Annotated in this window: 21 protein-coding genes; all 21 read left to right on the top strand. The window is 50.6% G+C overall.

The window, feature by feature from the left end:
• The first annotated feature begins 286 nt into the window (after positions 1-286).
• Genes CCY32_RS16415 through CCY32_RS16315 form a run of 21 tightly spaced genes read left to right on the top strand, consistent with a single transcriptional unit; the run spans position 287 to position 17573 of the window.
• Positions 287-994 (top strand): beta-ketoacyl synthase chain length factor, encoded by a 708-nt coding sequence (locus CCY32_RS16415; RefSeq protein WP_088332661.1) that lies wholly within the window; start codon positions 287-289, stop codon positions 992-994.
• Positions 987-1754, top strand: a complete 768-nt coding sequence (locus tag CCY32_RS16410) for a lysophospholipid acyltransferase family protein (protein ID WP_088332659.1) — start codon at positions 987-989, stop codon at positions 1752-1754. The genes CCY32_RS16415 and CCY32_RS16410 overlap by 8 nt, the downstream gene beginning before the upstream one ends.
• Positions 1751-2005, top strand: a complete 255-nt coding sequence (locus CCY32_RS16405) for a phosphopantetheine-binding protein (protein ID WP_088332657.1) — start codon at positions 1751-1753, stop codon at positions 2003-2005. Before CCY32_RS16410 ends, CCY32_RS16405 begins: the two co-directional genes overlap by 4 nt.
• A 10-nt stretch (positions 2006-2015) precedes the next feature.
• Positions 2016-2264 (top strand): acyl carrier protein, encoded by a 249-nt coding sequence (locus CCY32_RS16400; RefSeq protein WP_088332655.1) that lies wholly within the window; start codon positions 2016-2018, stop codon positions 2262-2264.
• Between the two features lie 8 nt (positions 2265-2272).
• The gene (locus CCY32_RS16395) at positions 2273-2842 is read left to right on the top strand and encodes a hypothetical protein (RefSeq protein WP_088332653.1); all 570 of its coding nucleotides are present in this window, start codon (positions 2273-2275) and stop codon (positions 2840-2842) included.
• Positions 2835-4157, top strand: coding sequence for an AMP-binding protein (locus CCY32_RS16390; protein ID WP_088332651.1), 1323 nt, complete (start codon positions 2835-2837; stop codon positions 4155-4157). Before CCY32_RS16395 ends, CCY32_RS16390 begins: the two co-directional genes overlap by 8 nt.
• Positions 4150-4506, top strand: a complete 357-nt coding sequence (locus tag CCY32_RS16385; protein WP_088332649.1) for a thioester dehydrase — start codon at positions 4150-4152, stop codon at positions 4504-4506. The genes CCY32_RS16390 and CCY32_RS16385 overlap by 8 nt, the downstream gene beginning before the upstream one ends.
• Positions 4496-5248: a glycosyltransferase family 2 protein gene (locus CCY32_RS16380; protein ID WP_088332647.1), complete on the top strand. Its 753-nt coding sequence runs from the start codon at positions 4496-4498 to the stop codon at positions 5246-5248. The genes CCY32_RS16385 and CCY32_RS16380 overlap by 11 nt, the downstream gene beginning before the upstream one ends.
• A complete protein-coding gene (locus CCY32_RS16375; protein ID WP_246840655.1) occupies positions 5245-6192 on the top strand; it encodes an acyltransferase in 948 nt (315 codons plus the stop codon). Before CCY32_RS16380 ends, CCY32_RS16375 begins: the two co-directional genes overlap by 4 nt.
• Positions 6193-6195: 3 nt before the next feature.
• The gene (locus CCY32_RS16370) at positions 6196-7737 is read left to right on the top strand and encodes an aromatic amino acid ammonia-lyase (RefSeq protein WP_088332645.1); all 1542 of its coding nucleotides are present in this window, start codon (positions 6196-6198) and stop codon (positions 7735-7737) included.
• Positions 7730-8149 (top strand): thioesterase family protein, encoded by a 420-nt coding sequence (locus tag CCY32_RS16365; protein WP_088332643.1) that lies wholly within the window; start codon positions 7730-7732, stop codon positions 8147-8149. Before CCY32_RS16370 ends, CCY32_RS16365 begins: the two co-directional genes overlap by 8 nt.
• The gene (locus CCY32_RS16360) at positions 8140-8700 is read left to right on the top strand and encodes an outer membrane lipoprotein carrier protein LolA (RefSeq protein WP_088332641.1); all 561 of its coding nucleotides are present in this window, start codon (positions 8140-8142) and stop codon (positions 8698-8700) included. The genes CCY32_RS16365 and CCY32_RS16360 overlap by 10 nt, the downstream gene beginning before the upstream one ends.
• Positions 8700-10946: a hypothetical protein gene (locus CCY32_RS16355; RefSeq protein WP_088332639.1), complete on the top strand. Its 2247-nt coding sequence runs from the start codon at positions 8700-8702 to the stop codon at positions 10944-10946. The genes CCY32_RS16360 and CCY32_RS16355 overlap by 1 nt, the downstream gene beginning before the upstream one ends.
• Positions 10936-12174 carry an NAD(P)/FAD-dependent oxidoreductase gene (locus tag CCY32_RS16350; RefSeq protein ID WP_088332637.1) on the top strand — a complete coding sequence of 413 codons (1239 nt, stop codon included), beginning with the start codon at positions 10936-10938 and terminating at the stop codon, positions 12172-12174. Before CCY32_RS16355 ends, CCY32_RS16350 begins: the two co-directional genes overlap by 11 nt.
• Positions 12159-12710 (top strand): DUF3261 domain-containing protein, encoded by a 552-nt coding sequence (locus tag CCY32_RS16345; RefSeq protein WP_088332635.1) that lies wholly within the window; start codon positions 12159-12161, stop codon positions 12708-12710. Before CCY32_RS16350 ends, CCY32_RS16345 begins: the two co-directional genes overlap by 16 nt.
• A 2-nt stretch (positions 12711-12712) precedes the next feature.
• Complete coding sequence (locus tag CCY32_RS16340; protein WP_088332633.1) at positions 12713-13930, top strand: beta-ketoacyl-ACP synthase; 1218 nt, start codon at positions 12713-12715, stop codon at positions 13928-13930.
• Positions 13927-14388 (top strand): 3-hydroxylacyl-ACP dehydratase, encoded by a 462-nt coding sequence (locus CCY32_RS16335; protein ID WP_088332631.1) that lies wholly within the window; start codon positions 13927-13929, stop codon positions 14386-14388. The genes CCY32_RS16340 and CCY32_RS16335 overlap by 4 nt, the downstream gene beginning before the upstream one ends.
• On the top strand, positions 14385-15110 hold the full coding sequence (fabG, locus tag CCY32_RS16330) for a 3-oxoacyl-ACP reductase FabG (RefSeq protein WP_088332629.1): 726 nt from the start codon (positions 14385-14387) through the stop codon (positions 15108-15110). Before CCY32_RS16335 ends, fabG begins: the two co-directional genes overlap by 4 nt.
• A complete protein-coding gene (locus tag CCY32_RS16325) occupies positions 15110-16339 on the top strand; it encodes a beta-ketoacyl-ACP synthase (RefSeq protein WP_088332627.1) in 1230 nt (409 codons plus the stop codon). Before fabG ends, CCY32_RS16325 begins: the two co-directional genes overlap by 1 nt.
• A complete protein-coding gene (locus CCY32_RS16320; protein WP_088332625.1) occupies positions 16332-17132 on the top strand; it encodes a MipA/OmpV family protein in 801 nt (266 codons plus the stop codon). Before CCY32_RS16325 ends, CCY32_RS16320 begins: the two co-directional genes overlap by 8 nt.
• Positions 17133-17573 (top strand): excinuclease ABC subunit A, encoded by a 441-nt coding sequence (locus tag CCY32_RS16315; protein WP_088332623.1) that lies wholly within the window; start codon positions 17133-17135, stop codon positions 17571-17573. It begins immediately after the preceding gene.
• The last annotated feature ends 10 nt before the right edge of the window (positions 17574-17583 follow it).

Here is a 17583-nt window from a genome sequence, read left to right as displayed (position 1 = left end):
GGTAAAGAAGCTATTGAAAACTGTGGAAATAGTCGTTTCAGTTAAGGCTTCTTGGTCTTGATCCCGGCATACATCATCGTGCTCAAAAACGTCCTTTTTAGGTAATTATCTTGAATTATCGCCCACTTTTATTGTTTAATACCGGGATACGTGGGGGTATTAGTTCATCGACTTTACCGTAAACTCGATTTTAACTAGTAGCGTATGTGTCACATTTAGCGAGTTTTATTAAATAATCTCCTTCCAACAGTTCAATTCTGCATAGTCAAAATTAAGTGGTTTAGATATGGACTTCTTTGTACACAATCTATCATTGTGGAGTCTGGGTGATGCTGGTTATAAAAACAATGATGTGAATGATCCCATCTATCCTAACTTGGATTGGGTGCCTGCTATGCAGCGCCGACGACTCAGTGCCTTGACAAAAATGGCTTTGTTTACTGCCGCTGAAGCTATGCAAAATTGTGAGTCTGAGGTTGAGACAGTCTTCGCCACTCGCCATGGAGACTTGCATAAAACGTTAACACTCTTAAATTGCCTGACAGAAGAAGAGGCCCTCTCCCCTACGACTTTTAGCCTCTCGGTGCACAATGCTGTTTCTGGTCTGTTTTCGATCTTTACCGGGAATAAGGCTGCCTCAAATACCGTGTCTGCGGGTGCCCACAGTTTCCTGATGGGGTTGGTGGAGGCTGTTGTCCGAGCGCGGCTTACCAGAAAAAGAGTTCTGCTTGTCTATATGGATCAAGCATTACCGGAAATCTATAAACCCTTTGACGATGAGTCCCTCCGTGACCACAGCCTTGCAATGCTGATTTCTGCTGAGAGACACGCTAATCAGTATTGCCATCTGCATCTTCAGCCTGCAAACGGCGACGGGCGGAGAACCATGGGCTCTCCTGAATCCCTTGCGTTTGCGCGATGGTGGCAGGGTGATGTTCCCCAATTACAATACACTGGGCCCCGTTACGATTGGCAGGTGCGGCGTTATGCGTAAGGTGATTTCTCGGGCATGGCGGATTCCTGCAACCGGCTTTTGTTTTGCTACTTTTGGCATCGGCGGCTTGCTGTTATCTGTTATCATATTTGGGGCTCAGCGTCTGATTTATCGCGATGAGCGTTTGCGTAAGGCCAAGGCCCGCCGCACAGTGCACTATGCCTTTAAATTCTTTATCGGGTTGATGCGCTGTGTTGGCATTGCTCGCTTTCATGTTTATCCCAAGTCCGAACTGACAGACTTGCAGGGCCATTTAGTGTTAGCTAATCATCCTTCATTGATTGATATTGTGGTACTGATTTCCGCGATTCCCAATGCAGACTGTGTGGTAAAAGCGAGCTTACTACGAAATCCTTTTATGCGCGGTGTGATCAAGGGAACGGGGTATATCAGTAATTCGGATCCGGAATCACTGTTAGATGATTGTGAAACCTCGCTAAAACAGGGCAATAACCTGATTATCTTCCCTGAAGGGACACGCACCACACCCAGCGAAGCAATGCGTTTTCGCCGTGGAGCAGCCAATATTGCTATACGCTGCAATGCACCGGTTTTGCCATTGCTAATTCGCGTAAGACCGACGACGTTGACCAAGTCTGAAATGTGGTACCAGGTGCCAGAGAGACGCTTCCAGTTCGAGGTTTTTGCAACTCGTAAAAACCTGGAGTGCAAAGTGGCCGGACAGAGTCTGGCAAAGCAAAGCCGTATTTATACCCGAACGCTACAAGCGTTCTTTGAGCAGGAGTTACAAGCTCTATGAGCGAATTAAAGCAAGAGTTAAAAGAGCTCATCATTGAGACTCTGGATCTGGAAGACATTGAGCCTGATGAAATAGAAGATGATGCTCCTCTTTTTGTCGAGGGGCTTGGTCTCGACAGTATTGACGCGTTGGAGTTAGGGCTGGCAATAAAGAAGACCTACAACGTGAAGATCGACGCTAATTCTCAAGATACCAAGGCACATTTTGCCTCGGTCAGCAGCCTGGCGGCCTTCATTAACAATTATCGGTAGTAAACAGATTATGAAATCAAGACAAGATATATTCGCGACACTCAGTCAGATTCTGATCGAGGATTTTGAGGTGGAACAGGATGACCTGACGTTAGAATCTCATCTTTATGAGGATCTCGACCTGGATAGTATCGATGCCGTGGATCTCGTTGTGAAGCTGCGTGAACTGACTGGTAAGAAGATCGAGCCAGAGGCCTTTAAACAGGTTCGCACAGTAGAAGACGTGGTGCGTGAGCTGGAAGCTCTGGTCGCGGCGTGATGTATTAAATGCGAGCTTTGGGGTTCAGTGTAATTGGGCTGGTGCTGTTGCTCTATCCCTTGGTTGTGTATTTTGGGTTACAGCGACTCTCAGTACAAACCCTGGCCTTGGCCTTAGCGGGCATTTTTGTGCTGCGTTTCTTGCTGATGGGACACGTCAGCGCGCGTCTGCCCTGGCTTAAAGGCGCAACGTTTGCGGGGCTGGCGATAGCCCTTTATGCTGCACTGTCCGATAGTCCTCAGGGGTTGGCTCTGTACCCTGTGGCTATTAATATCGCCATGTTATGGGTATTTGCCTGCTCTTTGGTGAGAGGGCCAAGTGTCATTGAGTCTCTGGCGCGCTTGCGCCAGAGAAACTTGAGTCAGGCTGGGATCCACTATACACGTCGGGTGACCCAGATCTGGTGTGGCTTTTTTGTGATTAATGGCAGCATTGCGGCCTGGACGGCTTTAATTGGAACTCGCGAACAATGGCTATGGTATAACGGCCTGATCGCCTATTTGTTGATGGGAGCCTTGTTTTCTATCGAGTGGTTGGTGCGCCGAAGGTTACAGGCACAAGAGTGCAACAATGTCTGAGCATCGGATGGTTTTTGCACAGCCGCAATGGTCTTTACTGCAATTTTCCGAAGCAGTGACGGCTTACCGCGGACAAATCCAAAGGTATCAGCAGCAAACAGATAACTTTAAGTCGCTAAAGGTCCTGCTTTACGACGAGGATATTGCGGTTTTCAGTGTTAAGCTATTCGCCTTGTCAGCACAGCACTGTCATATATATCTGGCGGCCAATGACCAACCGGATACGCTGTCAGAACTCAAGGCCCAGTGCGATGCTTATGCTCTGCCAAATGAGGATTGCTTTTCTGGATGCGTCCCTCTGAAGGCGTCGCAGATAGTCAGACCACAAACGTTAATGGACTGTTGGCCCGAACAGGGCACAGTAAGTTTTTTTACATCAGGGTCAACCTCTAAAGCCAGGGCGGTGACCAAGCAATGGTTCCAACTCAATCGTGAACTTGAGCGATTGGAGGAGCTGTTTCCTTGTGACAGAGCCAGTGTCAGTCTGGCGACAGTGGGGCACCAGCATATCTATGGGCTGCTTTTTGCCTTGCTGCTGCCACTGAAGCAAGGTTTGTGCATTTATCCGAGGTTTGCCTATCCAGAGCACCTGTTACCTGTTCTGAAACAGCAGTCAGGTGTGCTGGTATCCAGCCCTGCCCATTTAAAGCGACTTGCTGTGGATAATACATTGGTTGAAGTTCGCCAAGGGCTTTGTAAGGTGTTTTCTTCCGGTGGCCCCCTGGCAGACAGCGTGGCTCTGAGGTTGGCGAGTCAATTGAAACAGCCGGTGACGCAGATTTATGGCAGCACAGAATCTGGCGGCATTGCCTGGAGGCAATTGGTTGATGAACCTTGTCCTTGGCAACCCTTTCCAGAAATTAGAGTTGAAAACCACTCTGATGGCTTAGTGCTGTATTCTCCATGGGCTGATGACAGACCGTTATTGTTGACGGACTGGGGAGAGGTACTAGCCGACGGTAGGTTTCAGTTATTGGGACGCACAGATAGGACCATAAAATTAGAAGAAAAACGCCTGGATCTGAACGTAATGGAATCCCGACTTAATCAGCATTGCTGGGTTGAGGAATGTCGGCTGTTGCCGCTGAATAGCCAATCCCGCACCGTACTGGGTGCCGTGGTATTGCTGACGTCCGAGGGTAAGGTGGCCCTGAGAAAAATGGGCAACTGGCAGGTCAAACAGCAGCTGAGGAACTATTTACATGGTTACTTTGAACTTATCTGTTTGCCTAAGAAGTGGCGTTATCCTTCACAATTGCCAGTAAATACTCAGGGTAAAACCCCACTCGCTGAACTGGAGGCGTTGTTTGACTGATTTGGTAAAAACCGAGCCCGAGATTATGGCGGTAACGGCTATCGAACATGGCGTCAGATTAATACTGAAAGTGCCCGAGGACCTTGATTACTTTCAGGGGCATTTCCCTGGAGCACCAATATTGGCAGGTGTTGTGCAGCTCGATTGGGCGATGCGCCTGGCCAGTGAGTACTTGCTCAAGGCGCCGTTTCATCATATTCAGCTGCAGGTGCTGAAGTTTCAGGTGGTGATCACACCCGGGATGACGCTCACTCTGGATTTTCAGCATGGTCAGGGTAATAAGTTCAGTTTTATTTATCGTTCCAATAAGGGCGTACACGCTTCCGGCAGGGTAGTGTATGAGCGCTGAAAAATACTGCTTTATAATCCCCAATTACAACCATGTGCAGGCTTTGCCATCGTTGCTGGAGCGGCTCAGTCACTATGAGTTGCCCGTGATCATGGTGAATGATGGCAGTCAGCCTGAGCTGGCCAGACAAATGCAGACGGTAACCGATGAATATGAACGCGTGACTCTGCTGCACCATTCGCAGAATCAGGGTAAGGGCGGAGCCGTACAAACCGGACTGCGTTATGCACTGGAGCAAGGGTTTAGCCACGGATTACAGGTGGATGCCGACGGTCAGCACTGTCTGGACGATATCGATACAATGCTGGCCTTATCAAAGCAATCACCTGAAACATTGATTAGCGGGCGTCCGGTTTATGATGCCTCTATCCCAAAACACCGTTTCATCAGCCGTTATATCACCCATTTTTGGGTTTGTGTGGAAACACTGTCTCATAGGCTGGAAGACACTATGTGCGGCTTTCGTGTGTATCCATTGGCCCCGGTGACTGAACTTATGAACAATGTCAGATTAGGTCGCGGTATGGACTTCGATATTGAAATCTTGGTTCGACTCGACTGGCGGGGAGTGCCTATGCAGTTCGTGCCCACGGCCGTGATCTACCCGCAAGGGGGAAGTTCTCACTTTCGCCTGGTAAAGGACAACGTGCTGATTTCCTGGATGCACACCCGTTTATTTTTTGGCATGTTATGGCGCTCGCCTAAGCTGATCTGGCGTCACATCAGCGAGGTGTTGTTGTGAGCCGCCATTGGTCAGCACTGTCCGAGCGTGGTTCCTTGATGGGCATGCTGAGCCTGCTTTGGATTTATCGGTTACTTGGCCGTCGTGTGTTGTGGCTGTTTTTGGCGCCGGTGGTGTTTTACTTTTTTACCACCAGTGCCGAGCGGCGTCGCAGTAGCCAGCAATTCTTACGACGCGTCTCTGATTATAACCACAAGCAAAAGGCCCCAAGCCGTTGGTGCAGTCTGAAGCATTATTGCGTCTTTGCCGACTCCGCTTTCGATAAAATTGATGCCTGGCTGGGGCGTATTCGTCAGTCGCAAATTTGTTATCAGAACAAAGACGATTTCGATCGATTGCAGCGCACAGGCAAAGGGGCCGTGTTTATCGGCTCCCATCTGGGAAATCTGGAAGTATGTCGGGCGCTTAGTCAAGGCAAATACGCCACTCGTATCAACGTACTTGTGTTTACTGCTAACGCCGTAAAATTCAACCAGTTGCTGCATAAGATCAACCCCAACGTCAGCATGGATATGATTCAGGTCAGCGAGGCCAGCCCGGCCTTGCTGATGATGCTGAAAGAGCGGGTGGAGCAAGGTGAATTTGTGGTGATCGTTGGTGATCGCACCAGTATTTCGGTGGCAGGGCGAGTCTGTTATGCCGATTTTATGGGCCAGCCAGCGCCCTTTTCGCAAGGACCTTTTATCCTGGCCTCATTGCTCGAGTGCCCTGTTTATCTGCTGTTTTGTCTTAAACAGCAGCAGTATTATCGGGTTATTTTTGAGCCTTTTGCCCCTGAAGGGCTGATGCTACCCAGAAAACAGCGTCAGGCCAGGTTAGAACAGTTCATCCAAAGCTATGCTCAGCGTCTTGCCTATTGGGCGGCGCAGTATCCATTGCAGTGGTTTAATTTTTACGATTTCTGGCAGCAGGATGAGTCCGTATCAAGACAGTTTCAGGAGTAAACAGTGACCAATAGTGCCATTATATTTGGCGAAGGCCGACTGAGTATTGAAGATATCGTTCGGCTCGCCGAGCCCCATCAGCAGGCCGAGCTTTCTAGTGACAATGGGTTTCACAGACGAATTGATAGCGCTGTGGCTTTCCTCGATCAATTGCTCAAAGAAGACGGTGTTATCTATGGTGTTACTACCGGCTATGGTGACTCTGTCACTGTTGGGGTGCCGGAGGAACTGGTTTATGAACTGCCGCTGCATCTTACTCGCTTTCATGGCTGTGGCCTGGGCGAGCATTTTGACCACAAGCAGGGGCGGGCTATCTTAGCCGCTCGACTCGCGTCTTTGACTCAGGGCTATTCTGGCGTCAGTTGGGAATTATTGAACCTGCTGACTGCTATGCTCAATCACAATATAGTACCTCTAATACCTCAGGAGGGCTCGGTAGGCGCCAGTGGCGACCTGACGCCTCTTTCTTATGTGGCAGGTGCCTTAGTGGGGGAACGGGATGTGCTTTTTAATGGCAAACAGTGCCGCTCCGATGAGGCCTTTAAGGCTTGCGGCTTAACCCCAATCAAACTGCGGCCAAAGGAGGGCCTGGCGGTGATGAACGGCACTGCGGTTATGACGGCTATCGCTTGTCTGGCCTATGACCGGGCGGCTTATGCCGCTCGTTTGAGTACCCGCATCACTGCACTGAGTAGTCTGGCGCTTAAGGGGAATAGTCATCATTTCGATGATATCTTGTTCTCGGTGAAACCCCATCCAGGGCAACAGCAGATCGCCGCCTGGATTCGTAATGACCTTAATCACCACGCTCATCCGCGTAATTCTCATCGTCTTCAGGATCGTTACTCCATTCGGTGTGCGCCCCATGTTATTGGCGTTTTGCAGGACAGTCTGCCCTGGCTGCGCCAGATGATCGAAAATGAGCTCAATTCGGCCAATGACAACCCCATTATCGATGGTGAAGGGGAGCATGTACTCCACGGTGGGCATTTCTATGGAGGCCATATCGCCATGGCCATGGACAGTCTGAAACCCGCCGTTGCAAATCTGGCCGATTTAGCGGACCGTCAACTCGCCTCCCTGGTAGATTCGCGCTATAACAATGGCTTGCCGGCGAACCTTTCCGCCAGCGATGAGCCACGGCGCTTTATCAATCACGGATTTAAAGCGGTACAAATCGGCGCCTCTGCCTATACGGCCGAGGCGTTAAAACACACCATGCCCGCCAGTGTTTTTTCGCGTTCCACCGAATGCCATAACCAGGATAAGGTGAGCATGGGAACCATTGCTGCTCGGGACAGTTTGCGAGTGTTGCAGCTTACGGAGCAGGTACTGGCTAGTACCCTGTTAGCGGCCATTCAGGGGCTTCGGATTCGCATGGTTAGTGGCGAACTTGATCATGACAGCCTGCCTGAGAGTGTGCGAGACATGTACGATGACATCGCCGGGTACTTTGACAATCTGACTGAAGACCGCCCGCTGGAAGCTGTGTTACGTTATACCGTGGATGCCATTCAACAACAAAGGTGGTCTTTGTATGAGTAAGGCACTGCTGACAGCCGAGACCGAGATAGAAATTCCCTTTCATGACTGTGACCCTATGCAGGTGGTCTGGCATGGTAACTATGCCCGCTATTTTGAGGTGGCACGTTGTGCATTGCTGCGGCGTTTTGATTACGACTATATGCAGATGCATGACTCCGGCTATCTCTGGCCCATTGTGGATCTCAGAGTTAAATATATTGCTTCGGCCCGTTTTGCCCAGCGCATCCGGGTGCAGGCAAGCCTCGTGGAGTACCTTAATCGTCTTAGGATCGACTATTTAATCACCGATGTCGAGACCGGACAGAAAATCACTAAGGGCTATTCAATTCAGGTGGCGGTGGAAATGCAAACCAAAGAAATGCAGTTCGACAGCCCGAATGCTCTTATCGATAGGGTAGAGGCATGTTTGTAAGGTTTTTATTCCTTCTCTTAGGTTCGCTGATCATGGTCAGCGGGGTCTATGCCGAGTCGTCGGCGATGAGTTCAGCATTGGGCTGGAAGTGGCCAGCGTTGCAACAGGGGCGCTTTGTACAGTCAAAGTCTTTTGCCAATCTCCCCAAACCCTTTACCACTCGCGGCTATTTTCTCCGCCAGCCCGGGGAATTTATCTGGCAGACGCAACAGCCAGTCTCGCAGCGCATGGAAATCCGTGACCAGCGGCTCTTTGTGGAACAAGGAGATGGCGAGTTGGTGGAACAACCGCTTGGCGCTTCTCAGGTTGGCTTGTTAGAAGCCATGATCACCGCAGACTTCCTCCAATTGGAAGCGTACTTTCAGTTGGAGATCATGCCTGGGGAAAAATGTGTGGAGCTGACGCCTATCGACAAGGAACTGAGCGACGTTGTGCAACAAGCAACGCTTTGCGGCGAGCATCATCTTGAACGTATCGTACTGGAGCACCAAGAACAGATGCGCACTACCATTGACCTTGAGTGGACAGCGCTAGAAGCCGGGGAATCATAATGTGGAGGCGTACATTATGGGTCTTGCTGCCGGCTTTGATGTTAGCGGCATTGGTCGGCTGGTGGCTCGCTGCCAAGCAAGGACTGAACTCGAATATTCTGGCAACCCTTCCTCAAAGTCAGCAGTCTATCTTGTTACGAAATGCCGATGAGCATTTTTCAGCACAATTTGCCGAACGGGTATTGGTATCTGTCACCGGCCTGCAAGCCACTGCCGCCCATGACGCTTTAAAGCGACGTTTTTCCGAACTGGGCTGGCTCAATAGTGATGCCCAAGGGGTCGACATCCAGATGTTGCTGCGTTTCTACAGTCGCTATCGCAGTGTGGTACTTAACGAGGAACTGGAAAATGCGCTGGGCGATGCTAATGCGGTCAGTCGCGCGGTGTTTGGCAAGTTATCTCAGCCGTCCAATCCCTTTGTCAGTGGCAGTTTCGAACAAGACCCCAGCCTTAATACCGCTGGTTTTGTGGAACAGCGGGTGCAAGCATGGTCGCCTTTTAAGACGGACGGCCAGCGTCTCTACCAGACCGACGACCAAGACCAGCGTCATTATTTTTTGGTGCTGTCTGTGTCGCATGAGCAGCAACAAATGGGCGGAGCAAAGGCTTTCTACGATAGTTTGCAGCAGCACCTGCAAGCGTTACAGAAAACCTATCCTGAGGTCCAATATCATTATTCCGGCATCGCCCTGCATACGGCAGAGAACGCCCTGCAAGCTGAATACGAAATGAACCTATTTGGCGGTCTCAGTCTGCTGGGAGTGATACTGGTGTTATGGTGGGCGTTTGGCTCATTGCGACCGCTGATGGTCACCGCCATCGTTATCCTTTATAGCGGCCTGGCAGGTATTGTTGCAACGCTCTTGGTGTTTCAGCAAGCTCATGTATTGAGTTTAGTTTTCGGCATTACGCTAATTGGCATTGCCATTGACTATAGCGTACACCGGTTGACCCACAGCAATGCTAAACCTAATGAGGTCAATGCGGTGGCGCGGTCGATCACCCTGGGCTTTGTGACCACGGCGCTGGGGTACAGTCTGTTTGCTTTCAGCCCCATCGGGGTGTTGTCGCAGGTGGCCGTGTTTGTGGTGGCGGGCCTGGCGGCCGCCTGGCTGTTGGCCTTAATAGTTGTGCCCTGGTGGCTGATGGATCGACCTGTGACTGTCTCGCCGACTTGGTTATCCGGTGCCCGTTGGTGGTGTCGGCACCTGGTCGCGTGGCAGCCGAAGATGTTGATGGTAACGCTGTTGTTGACCGGGTTATCTGCTGTCTGGCTCGGCTTCAGTCCTCTGAATTTTAATGATCACATACGGCTGCTTAATGGCAGTTCTCAACAGTTACTGGAAAACGAAGCCCTGCATCATCGGCTCTTGGGCGGCGATAAAACGCAGCGTTTTATGGTGCAAGGACAGACACTGGAGATGCTGCTTGAGACCGAAGAGCAGGTTGCTGACTGGGTTGCAGCGCAGGAGGATAACGCAGAAATACAGCGGATTAGCAACTGGTTGCCCTCTCTTGTCCGGCAGCGCCAACAGCAACAAAAGATCAACCGGGCTCAACAAGATGGTGACTTTGCTCAGGTGGAAGAACTGCTGGGAGTTAGGCTGGACTGGCCTGAACAAAATTGGTTGTCATCCGAGGCGGTTCAATCCAGCCCTTTAAAAGACGTGCTAGAGACTAAGGTGTACCAGAGCCCGGATGGGGTAGTTTCCTGGATCAGTATTTCCAACTTGCGCAGTGATCAGCAACAGATGTTACTGACTCAGTTCCCCGACTCCCTGGTGTTATATGACAAGGCTGCGCAATTGACCCAGCTTATGGAGCACTTTCGTCAGCAGTTATTGCTGACGTTAGCCGGGGTTTTACTGGCCGCCACGGCGGTGCTTGCCTTTAGTCTCGGGCTGAAGCCTGCGCTTAAAGGTGCACTGGTGATGGGGTTATCTATCATTATGGCTTGGGAGGGAACGGCGATGCTAGTTGGCAGCCTGAGTCTGTTTAACGTGCTTTCAGCCATGTTGATCATTGCCCTGGCGGTGGATTATCTGGTGTTTTATGTCCGGCAAGGGGCCAGCGAGAAAAACCTGGTGGCAATTACCTTGTCATTAGTCTCTTCACTGCTGGTATTTGGTGTGCTGGCGTTTTCTAATACACCGGCCATCAGTGCCTTTGGCTTGACCGCGGCATTGGGATTGGTGTTTTTATATGCTTTATCACCCATGGTAATGAAGGGAAGGGATGAAACATAGTTCGTACGATGTAATTGTAATTGGGGCTGGGCCTGCCGGTACGGTGGCGGCAAGTTTACTGATTAAAAGGGGTTGGCGGGTGTTAATTCTGGAAAAGGAGGAGTTCCCCCGTTTTAGTATCGGAGAGAGCTTACTACCTCAGTGCATGAGTTTTCTTAAAGAGGCTGGCTTGCTTGAGGCTCTGGAATCCCAGGCTGACGGTTTAAGTTTTCAGTTTAAAAACGGGGCGGCCTTTCATAAACAGGGCCAGGACAGTCAGTTCGATTTCACCCAGAAATTCAGTGACGGGCCGGGCACCACTTTTCAGGTGAAACGTGCTGATTTTGATCATTTGTTGGCGGAGGCTTCACAGCAGAAAGGGGTAGAGATCCAGTATCAAACCAGAGTCACGGCTCTGGACGTAGAAGCAACCCGTCCCAAGGTATGGACGTTAGATTCGAAAGGCATCCAATCTGAGTTGGAGTGTGGCTTTGTGCTTGATGCCAGTGGCTTCGGGCGTGTATTGCCTCGATTGTTAGCCTTGGATGCGCCGTCGTCTTTTCCGGTTCGACAGTCGCTGTTTACCCATGTAACCGATCGCATCGAAGACTCGGGATTTGATAGGAACAAGATCCTTATTACAGTACATCCGCAGCGCCAGGATGTCTGGTACTGGCTGATTCCCTTTGCCGATGGTACCGCCAGCGTAGGGGTGGTAGGGGAAGCGATTGCCGACGCGCATCAAGACCCTGAGCCGCAACTTCTGGGGTGGCTGAATCAGGCTCCTAACCTGCGCAAGCTGCTAGCCCGCGCGACGGTCTCGGCTCCCGTTAGAAATATCAGCGGTTATACGGCAGCGGTGACGCGCCTTTACGGCTCCAATTACGCCTTACTCGGTAACGCCGGGGAGTTTCTCGATCCAGTGTTTTCCTCTGGCGTGACTATCGCTATGCAGTCTGCCAGCCTGGTGGCCCCTCAGGTGGATGCTTATTTGCGTGGTCAGGAAGTGGACTTTGACTCTGGCTTTGCCAAGCCATTAGTAAAGGGCATCGACTGTTTTCGGGCCTTTGTGCGAGCCTGGTATGATGGACGTTTTCAGGATGTTATTTTCTATCAGCAGCAGGACGACAGGGTTCGGCGCATGATCAGCGCTATTCTGGCCGGCTACGCCTGGGATGAAAGCAATCCTTATGTGGCTCAGAGTGAACGCCGACTAGATACCTTGGTACGTCTATGCCAATCCGATTGATCCTTTGTGTTTTTATCGGTCTTAGTTTATTCGCCTGCACGGCAACGGGACCGCGCGAGTCGGAGGTCAGCGTCGCTGAGGGAGTCACGCTGAAGCTGACAGCACCCCCCGTATCCTTTGATGGTCAAAACTGGTTCTGGCGAATGACCATACGGCCGCCTGGGCAGAAGCAGCAGGTGATATTGGCCCAGATGGTGATCAACGAAGGTACGCTCAATGTGGTGATGATGACACCAGCGGGATTGCCGCTGCTGAGTATCGAAAAGCAGGGACAGCAGCCCCTCAGTGCCAATTATTTTGTGCCTCAGACTCAGGTCCATGCAGCGTCGATTCTTGCCGATATTCAGCTGGCACACTGGCCGCTAGCTCGGGTCAATGCAGCGTTGAGTGGTGGCAGACTCGTTATTGAACGAGGACTGCGGCAGTTGATTGATGGTCAAGGAAGGATTGTGATGCAAATACAGCAACAGGAAACAGAGCTGCACATTGAGCATAAACAGCGTGGGTATCGAATTCGATTGGCAGAGATTGAGTAGTTATGGTGTTTTTAAATCAATTGGGTATTACTTGCTCCCTGGGAATGTCGAAAAAGGAAGTTATTAAGCACTTACTTAATCCCGGGGAACGCCAGAGTTACTTAACACTTAACCGGGAACTCGGGTTAGAGGACCAGGAGTATTATGTGGGTCAGGCCAGGGGAGATTTACCAAATTTGGCCGATTATCCGCTGGCGTATCATAGCCGTAACAACCAGTTGGCGCTGTCGGCCTACAGGCAGATTGAAGCGGAGGTGCAGCAGCTTCGTCAATCGCTCCCCGATGAGCGAATTGGTGTGATCATCGGCACCAGTACTTCGGGAATCAGTGACGGTGAGATCGCACTGCGGAAACGACAACAACAGGGGCAATGGCCGCAGGATTACCACTACAGCAAGCAGGAGATGGGTGCGGTAAGTGAGTTTGTCGCTCATCTTAGTCAAGCTAAAGGACCTTGTTACAGCCTTTCAACCGCTTGTAGCTCCAGTGGAAAGGCGTTGTTGAGTGCTCGTAATTTGATCGAAAGTGGCTTTGTGGATGCCGTGATCTGTGGTGGAGTGGATTCGCTCAGTCGTTTACCCGTCAATGGTTTTGCCGCCCTTGAAGCCATGGCAGAGACATTCACCCAACCGTTTAAGGCAGGACGCGACGGCATCAATATCGGCGAAGCGGCAGCGCTGTTTGTGATGACACGTGAAGCGCAGGGAATAGCCTTGCTCGGAGGAGGAGAGTCCACCGATGCCCATCATATTTCGGCGCCTCAACCCGAAGGTGAAGGAGCCTTGTCAGCCATGCGTGCGGCGTTGTCCGATGCCCAAATCAGCGCTGAGCAACTCGATTATATTAATGCCCATGGCACTGGTACGCCGTTGAATGATGCCATGGAAAGTCAGGCAATCTATAAGTTGGTTGCAGATCAGGTCCCAGTGAGTTCGACCAAAGAACTGACCGGCCACACTCTGGGTGCTGCGGGTGCACTGGAAGCGGGACTATGCTGGTTGCTGTTGAGTCCGTATAATACGGCGGCTAAATTACCGGTTAGTGTGGCATCAGGTGAAGCAGATCCCAGTTTAGCCCCCATTCGCTATTGCGATGGCGCTGAGTCAGATGTGCGATTGTGTTTATCTAACTCCTTTGCCTTTGGTGGCAATAATGTCAGCTTGATCTTAGGTACTGTCAGTCATAACGACAGAGTAACGCGTTACAAGGAAGCTCAATGATATTTAATCATTACAGCATAGAGCAGGTTCTGGCTCATCGCGCACCGATGATTCTGCTGGATAAGCTAGTCAACTATGACACCGAATCAGCGTGCTGTCAGGTAACCATCAAATCCGTGTCACCCTTTTATCAGCCCCAATCCCGGCAGGTCCCAGCCTATGTGGGAATCGAGTATATGGCCCAGGCAATTGCCGCCTTTGCAGGTGCCAATGATCTGGATAGTGAGCGAGATATTAAAGTGGGATTCTTGCTGGGAACGCGAAAATATCAGACTGAAGTGCAAGGCTTTACCCGTGACCAGCAGTTAGACATTCACGTCACGCGTCTGTATCAGGAGGAATCTGGCTTGAGTGTTTTCGAGTGCTACATTATGGAACAAGAGCGAGTCCTGGCGAGTGCCAAGGTTAATGTCTTCCAACCTGCCAATCCCGAGCAATTTATTACGGAGCAAGCATGAGCAAACGAGTATTAGTCACCGGTTCCAGCCGGGGTATTGGTAAGGTCATTGCTCTGCGACTCGCGAAGCTAGGCTATGATGTGACGGTACACTGTCGTCAGGGACGTGATAACGCAGAAAAAGTGGCTATTGAGATTGCTGAAATGGGGCGTCAAAGCTCGGTTTTGCAATTTGATGTTTGTGATCGTCAGCAGGCCCGTGAACAAATCGAAGCTGATATTGCACAGAACGGTCCTTATTATGGGGTGGTGTGTAATGCAGGCGTTACCCGGGACATGGCTTTTCCGGCAATGGAAGGCGAAGATTGGGATGTGGTGATCCGCACCGGTCTGGAGGGCTTTTACAATGTTGTGCATCCCACAGTAATGCCGATGATTCAGGCCCGTAAAGGCGGCCGTATTATAACCTTATCGTCTGTATCTGGCATCGCAGGTAACCGGGGGCAGGTTAATTATTCAGCAGCCAAAGCAGGGATCATAGGTGCCACCAAGGCATTGGCCTTAGAAGTGGCAAAACGCAAGATCACGGTCAATTGTGTTGCGCCAGGACTGATCGAAACGGATATGACCGCCGAGCTGCCGTTGGAGGATATGCTCAAGATGGTACCCCTGAAACGTTTGGGACAACCTGAAGAAGTCGCGGGTGCTGTAGCATTCTTAATATCTGAAGATGCGGCTTATATTACCCGTCAAGTCATCTCTGTTAACGGTGGGATTGTGTAATGAAACGAGTGGTGGTGACTGGAATGTCGGCGATTACCGCATTAGGAGACCAGTGGACTGACTTCTCTCATGCATTGAAACAGCGACGTAATGCGGTAAAAACCATGCCTCAATGGGATTACGTTGAGGGGCTGAATGCCAAGTTGGCAGCGCCGGTAACTCATTTCGCAAAGCCTGCTCATTACAAACGTAAACAGGTGCGCTCCATGGGCAGAGTCTCTTTGATGGCTACACGCGCTTCTGAAATAGCTCTGCGACAAAGTGGCTTGCTCGAACATGAGACATTAACCAATGGCGATACAGGGATTGCTTATGGCTCATCTACAGGCTCAACGGGACCTATTAAGGCGTTTGGCCAGATGATGAATACCGGTCAGATGAGCGGAGTGACTGCAACCAGCTATATTCAGATGATGGCTCATACCGCCCCCGTTAATGTCGGCGTATTTTTTTCTATTAAAGGCAGAGTAATCACCACCAGTTCAGCCTGTACTTCTGGCTCTCAAGGATTGGGCTATGCCTATGAAGCAATTAAGTTTGGTCGTCAAAAAGCCATGGTGGCAGGTGGTGCAGAAGAATTGTGTGTCACTGAGGCGGCGGTGTTTGACACCCTTTACGCCACCAGTGTGAAAAATGACTCACCGGAACTGACTCCCCGGCCTTTCGATGTTGATCGCGATGGATTGGTCATCGGAGAGGGTGCCTGTACCTTTGTGCTGGAAGAACTGGAACACGCTAAGGCAAGAGGTGCGCCTATTCTGGCAGAGGTGGTTGGGTTTGGCTGTAACTCAGACGGCGTGCATGTCACGCAGCCGACATCGGAGATGATGCAAAAGGCCATTGCTATGTCAATTGAGGACGCTGGCATTACTCCTTATGACATCGGTTATGTCAATGCCCATGGTACTGCAACAGCTAAAGGCGATGTGGCCGAATCTCATGCTACCTTTAAGGTGCTGGGCAGAAAGCCGATCAGCTCATTAAAAAGCTACCTCGGCCATACATTGGGGGCCTGCGGTGCTATTGAAGCCTGGGCCGCCGTGAATATGATGCACGATGGTTGGTTTGCACCAACGATTAATCTCGACAACATCGACCCTGATTGCGCCGCATTGGATTACATCACGGGGGATGGGCGAGAGCTAAATACTGACTATGTAATGAGCAACAACTTCGCTTTCGGAGGTATCAACACCTCATTAATATTTAAGCGATGGAAAGATGCTTAGACTCTTTGTCGTACTGCTTGGTATTTCCAACTCGCTGACATGGGCTGACGAATTAAAACTCGGTATCGGTGCCTTTGGTATGAGTTTGCCTAGTTATCCGGGCAGTGACGAGCGCCATAATTACTTCGTTCCCCTTCCCTTTGTTTATTATCAGTCGGATCAATTGAGCATTGATCGGGAAGGGATAAACCGACATTTGTGGGAAAAAGGTCGCTGGCAATTTGATATCTCAGCTAACGCAGGATTGCCGGTGGAAAGTGAGAAGAACTCAGCTCGCCAGGGTATGGCTGATCTCGACTGGCGGTTTGAGCTAGGCCCTGCGCTTAAATACTATTTTCGTGGGCAACCGTCTGTCGACGAGCGGACTTTCGCTGAACTATATGTGCGTAAAGCAATCACCACGGATTTTTCCCACATAGACGACGCCGGTTGGTTTGCCGGGTTCAGCTTTACCCACCAGCAACCCCTGTTCGAATCGACAAACGAGAAATGGTTATGGACTATAGAGCTTGACGTTCGAATGGCATCGGATAAAGCGCATCAATATTATTACGGAGTGACTGAGCAAGAAGCCCTGCCTGAACGATCGGCTTTTGAAGCGTCAGGAGGCTATTGGGGCAGTCAACTGTCATCGGGGGTGGTTTACAAGCAGGGCAACTGGTGGATGGCTGGGTTCGCTCGCTATCAGGGGCTGACAGGCTCTCAGTCTGAATCGAGCCCCTTACTGAAACAATCACATCAATGGCTGATTGGGTTGGGTGTGGTCTGGATTTTTTATGATAAGGAGATATAGATGAATCGATGTAAACGACTTGCTGTAGCAGCGATGGTAATGGGAATAAGTTTTTCAGCGACGGCTCGTGATACGGTTCACCAGTACCCGGTTCAGGAACTTCTGAGTTCCACCAAAGCTAAGGAGGCCTTGCATGATGTGCCACTTTTTTTTGGTTCACAGAAACATCCCGAGGTACTGAAAACCTATGGCGAAGTGATGAGCAATCGTAAAACCAATGCCTTCTTGAAATCCGATCGGGAGGCGTGTGAATGGGTAATGCTGGGGGCATTAAAGTCATTACAGGAACGCGCAAAAAAAGAAGGTATGGATGCAGTGGTAGGAATTGAGTCTTACTATAAGAAGCGCGAGTTTGTCAGTGAAACTGAGTATGAGTGTGGAGCCGGTGCACTCATGGCCGGGGTTACCCTAAAAGGAACTCTGGTGAAGTTTTCTGAATAGAGAACTGCAT

It is taken from the genome of Lacimicrobium sp. SS2-24 (assembly GCF_002201535.1).
Classification (GTDB): Bacteria; Pseudomonadota; Gammaproteobacteria; order Enterobacterales; family Alteromonadaceae; genus Lacimicrobium.
The sequence above is the reverse complement of the archived record's forward strand: the minus strand, read 5'-3'. Positions and strand labels throughout refer to the sequence as shown.